The following is a 3,546-nucleotide window of genomic DNA, read 5'->3' as shown; positions in this document are numbered from 1 at the left end:
AGCCTTTTTACCCGCTCATGTGGAATAGATCATGATTTCATATGCTTGAGATACAGGACCTTCACATCGAGGTCGAGGGGAGAGAGGTGCTCCACGATATTAACCTGACCATCAGGGAGGGCGAGACGCATGTCCTGATGGGTCCAAATGGTTCAGGGAAGACGACACTTCTCCGTGCAATCATGGGGTTTGGGAGTTCCCGTATCACAGAGGGTTCGATCATTTTCAAAGGGCATGATATCACCAATGTATCGATCCATGAACGGGCACGCCTTGGAATGGGTCTCCTCTTCCAGCGTCCCCCGACGATATCCGGGTTGAAACTCGGAAAATTATTGAATGTAACTTCAGGCGGGGACACCAGCCGTGTGGAGGAGTATGCACGACACATGCATATGGATACCTTCCTTGAACGGGACATCAACAAAGGATTTTCGGGTGGTGAGATCAAGCGGAGCGAGGTCCTGCAGCTGATGATCCAGGAACCGGATTTTGTGATGCTGGATGAGCCCGAAAGTGGTGTTGATCTTGAGAATATGGCCCTTGTCGGGGATGCAATTGCTGGTCTTGTTGAGAAGGATCAGCATATCATCAACAGAAAGAAGAGTGGTCTGATCATCACCCACACGGGGTATATCCTCGATTATATCGATGCGGATTATGGGCATGTCATGTGCGATGGATCGTTTCGGTGCCATGGCAACCCACGGGAGATCCTGAAGATGATCCAGACAAAAGGATATAAGGAGTGTATCGCATGCCAGAGAGTATGAAGGGTTTCTCCGGGATTGATGCTGAGGATCTCAGGAGAATCGAGATGACCGGTCTTCAGACTGGCTCTCTTGAGGGGCGATCCGGGAGTTTCCTTCAGGTCGATGAACATATCCATCATGCATCTACTGATGCAAAGGGCATTGAGATGCTTGCTCTTTCAGAGGCGCTTGAAAAGTACGCATGGCTTGAAGATTACTACTGGAAAGCGGTTCCCCGTGACAAAGATGAGATAACGCAGTATGTCGCTGCCCGTGAACCGAAGGGCTATGTCCTGATTGCCCGCAAAGGAAGCCAGACCACATTCCCTCTCCAGACCTGCCTCTTCCTCGCATCAGATGATATCCAGTATGTTCATAACATCATCATCGCAGAGGAGGGTGCCGAACTCCATCTCATCGCAGGATGTGCCAGTTCTGCAAAGACAAAAAATGGGAAACATTATGGGGTGACTGAGATCTATGTCGGAAAAGATGCAAAGGTCACCTCAACGATGATCCATACCTGGGGTGAGTCTATAGAGGTCTATCCGCGTAGTGTTACGATCATTGAAGAGCGCGGCATCTTCCTCTCAAACTATGTCTGCATGGTGCCTGCTAAGAAAGTGCAGATGTACCCGACAGCAGAGCTCAGAGGGGAAGGGTCGCTCGCACGGTTTTCAAGCATTATGCTCGCAACACCCGGTTCATATCTTGACACCGGGTCACGTGCGATCCTCTCTGCCAAAGGGGCGACTGCAGAGCTGATCACCCGTGCGATCACCACCGGCGGGACGATCATCTCCCGTGGCCATATTCTCGGTTCGGTGAAGGACACAAAAGGGCATATCGAATGCCGTGCACTCATCTTAAAAGATGGGATCATCCATGCGATCCCTGAGATTGAAGGGAGGGTTATCGATTGTGAACTCTCTCATGAAGCTGCAGTCGGTAAAATTGCCCGCGATGAGATTGAGTACCTGATGGCGCGGGGGCTCTCAGAAGATGAAGCGACAGCAACGATCATCAGGGGTTTCCTTGATGTCAAGATCGGCGGCCTGCCGGAGAGCCTCCAGATTCAGATAGATGCAGCAATCGATGCTGCCGAAAAGGGATTTTAATGATGAACGACCCGTTTGAAGCCCGGCGATTGGCGATGGTCAATGACCAGCTCCGTCGAAGGGGAATCCATGATGAACGGGTCCTAATCGCAATGGAAGAGGTGAAGCGTCATCTCTTCCTTCCGGTTGGTATGGAGGAAGAGGCGTATCTTGACCATCCTGTTCCGATCGGACATGGGCAGACGATCTCCCAGCCCTATATCGTAGCATTGATGACTGAGCTTCTCCAGCTGGAAGCGACAGATTCGGTCCTTGAGATCGGCTCTGGTAGCGGGTATCAGGCTGCAATAATCGCAAAAATATCTGATCAGGTCATTTCTCTTGAACGGATACCTGAAGTTGCCACCCGGGCGGAGGAGAATCTCAGAAGAGCGCAGATCGAAGGTGTCAGGATCATCGTCGCTGATGGAACCGTTGGGTATCCGGAATCATCACCCTATGATGCCATTCTCGTGACGGCGGGAGCGCCATCTGTTCCATCCCCTCTCCTCTCACAGCTTGCAGATGGGGGAAGGCTTGTTGCACCCATAGGAGATGCAGATATTCAGCATCTTGTCCGGGTAGTGAGGCATGGAGAGGAGTTTGTCTTTGAGTCGTTTGAGCCTGTCAGGTTTGTCCCGCTGATCGGGCAGTTCGGATGGCAGGATCAATGAAGATTTATGATGCTACACGGATTCTCTCAGAAGAGACATATGTCTATCCGGGTGATCCACCGGTATCATTCTCCTTTTCAGAAGAAGGGGGTATCAGAGTGAGTGAGATCAGGATGGGGAGTCATTCGGGCACCCATATCGATGCACCGCTCCATTATTTCTCTGATGGGGCATCAGTCGATGAAATACCCTTAGAGGCCTGTGTCGGCCCCTGTAGTGTAAAGAGCGTATATCCCGGATCGGTCCAATCTGATCTCTTCCTGGATCTGCCCGCTGATATGAAACGGCTTCTCATCCGTTCCGGATGGTCGGAGTCGGATCCATCAGATTATGGATGCCTGACCAAAAGAGATGCCCTGACTCTGGTAGAGCGTGGTATAAAAGCGGTTGGAACCGATGCCCCTTCCATCGAGTCATATAACGGAGATGGAAGTGTCCACCGGACTCTCCTCTCAGCCGGTGTGGTGATCATTGAGTCCCTCTCTCTTTCAGAGATTCCGGAGGGGAAGTATATGATGGTCGCCTTACCAATTGCATGTAAAGGAATTGATGGATCTCCCGCACGGGTTATCCTCTGTAATTTTGATTGTGTGATATCATGACGATCATTCATCAGGCAGTAAAAAAACTGAAGTCATCTCTGGAAGGGAGTGGGTGTGACGACGGTGTCGTCTCTTTCTGGGTAAACTCCGATGTACCGATCTGCCAGTATCCGCGAGGTGTCTGTCTTGAGGCGGTCTATGGTGGAAGGACCGCTGAGATGGTGACGACGACACCGTTTGAGGGGAAGGCGAAGATCTCGTCTCTGTATGAAGCTTCATTGAAGCAGCAGAAGACGAGAGCCGCTGCAGTTGCGATCGTCAATGTCGTGACAGGATTTGCCTGTATGTCGCGCAAGCTTCATGCATGCTCCCCATCCTGTCACGAGGAGTGTCGGGAACTGCTCCTCCGCATGTATGAGAGCGGGAAGGTGTACCCTGTCGGTGGTCTTCATGAGATCGAAGAACTCTTCGGAGGGAGAAT

Annotated in this window: 5 protein-coding genes; all 5 read left to right on the top strand. The window is 51.3% G+C overall.

Translation table 11 applies throughout. The annotated features are described in order from the left end of the window. Window positions 1-41 precede the first annotated feature (41 nt). Window positions 42-773, top strand: coding sequence for an ABC transporter ATP-binding protein (locus Q7V06_RS03390; RefSeq protein ID WP_304838096.1), 732 nt, complete (start codon window positions 42-44; stop codon window positions 771-773). Then, entirely contained in the window at window positions 758-1,870 is a 1,113-nt protein-coding gene (locus tag Q7V06_RS03385; protein WP_304838093.1) for a SufD family Fe-S cluster assembly protein, read from the top strand. Before Q7V06_RS03390 ends, Q7V06_RS03385 begins: the two co-directional genes overlap by 16 nt. Next, complete coding sequence (locus Q7V06_RS03380; RefSeq protein WP_304838090.1) at window positions 1,870-2,523, top strand: protein-L-isoaspartate(D-aspartate) O-methyltransferase; 654 nt, start codon at window positions 1,870-1,872, stop codon at window positions 2,521-2,523. Before Q7V06_RS03385 ends, Q7V06_RS03380 begins: the two co-directional genes overlap by 1 nt. Then, window positions 2,520-3,125 carry a cyclase family protein gene (locus tag Q7V06_RS03375; RefSeq protein ID WP_304838087.1) on the top strand — a complete coding sequence of 202 codons (606 nt, stop codon included), beginning with the start codon at window positions 2,520-2,522 and terminating at the stop codon, window positions 3,123-3,125. Before Q7V06_RS03380 ends, Q7V06_RS03375 begins: the two co-directional genes overlap by 4 nt. Then, a partial coding sequence (locus tag Q7V06_RS03370) for a hypothetical protein (RefSeq protein ID WP_304838085.1) occupies window positions 3,122-3,546 on the top strand: 425 nt, incomplete at its 3' end. The genes Q7V06_RS03375 and Q7V06_RS03370, both read left to right, overlap by 4 nt.

This window comes from Methanocalculus sp., from assembly GCF_030651615.1.
In the GTDB taxonomy this organism is placed as follows: domain Archaea; phylum Halobacteriota; class Methanomicrobia; order Methanomicrobiales; family Methanocorpusculaceae; genus Methanocalculus.
The sequence above is the reverse complement of the archived record's forward strand: the minus strand, read 5'-3'. Positions and strand labels throughout refer to the sequence as shown.